Source organism: Methylobacterium oxalidis (assembly GCF_007992195.1).
GTDB classification, from domain to species: domain Bacteria; phylum Pseudomonadota; class Alphaproteobacteria; order Rhizobiales; family Beijerinckiaceae; genus Methylobacterium; species Methylobacterium oxalidis.
Genome location: NZ_BJZU01000310.1, coordinates 1 through 970 on the forward strand (window position 1 = coordinate 1; position 970 = coordinate 970).

The 970-nt window shown below is 62.9% G+C and carries 1 protein-coding gene; it reads left to right on the forward strand.

Going from position 1 to position 970, the window contains the following annotated elements:
* The first annotated feature begins 642 nt into the window (after positions 1-642).
* Positions 643-813, forward strand: coding sequence for a hypothetical protein (locus MOX02_RS31715; protein WP_170268061.1), 171 nt, complete (start codon positions 643-645; stop codon positions 811-813).
* Positions 814-970: the final 157 nt, after the last annotated feature.

Genomic DNA, 970 nt, shown 5'->3' on the forward strand with positions numbered 1-970 from the left:
AGGCTTTCAACAGCCGGCGGAAAGTCTTCAAGCTCCCTCAGCGTCCACTCTGACACAGGCGAGGAACCATAAAGCCAACGCGCCCGCTTTCATTGTGCGGGGCAACATAGCCGCCGAGGTGCGGACTCCACCGCTCAGAAAGGTCGAGCGTAACTTCCGGAGCTCGGACAGGATCTTGGAATGGCTTGCCAGTGCTCCAGGGTAATGAGCCGAGGTGACGCTTGTCCCCGTGACCAACCGGCTCGCTGGGCTTCTCATGTTCGGAACGGCCCGCAGCCAGACCGTTCAGCCTCTCGCCCCCTTGAGCCAATTGCGGCCCGGATCTTCACCTTCAACCCGCCCGGCCCAGCTGAGGCAGGCGTTCTTCTTCATGCTTGCTCGCCAGGTGAACAACGGCCCCGAGGCAACGTTGGCTCTGCGGTGCTACACGGCAGTAGGGTTAGCGAGACGATGCAGCAGTTGCCGGACATCAGGGAGACAGCAGACCTGCGGGCCCTCCTGGATCGGCAGGAATGCCAGGTGCAGCGGGTCCACCGAGCCTATCATGCGAACCCTGCACACCGGGACCACAAGGGCCAGTTGGCGCGACAGGTACTCAGGACTCGACTGGCGCCTCTGGTGTGGCAGCTCCGCAGGAGCCTGATGGAGATCGCGGAGATCAAGGACCGTCCAGCACCCAGGGGTCTACCGGCTCTGCTGGTCCAGCAGGTCAAACTGATCCTGCTGGCTCGGACGGTCCGAAGAGCATTACGGGTGCTGCAGGAACGCCAGGTTCTTCTGGATCGGCTCGCCCCGTTGGGTCCGCTGACCTGAACGGCCCGCAGGCCCAAGACCTGCATGACGCACCTGCATGACGCGAGCCCATCTCCTCAGGGCGGCTGCTGCCCGCCAACGTGTTTCTGTTCCGGGGTGAACTCGACCTCATCGTCATCGAGAAGCTCGTTGAGTTCTTCGGCAAGGTCGCTCACCT

Excerpts from the sequence above, each read along its gene's own strand:
- MOX02_RS31715 (WP_170268061.1), top strand. The coding sequence starts at position 643 with ATGGAGATCGCGGAGATCAAGGACCGTCCAGCACCCAGGGGTCTACCG.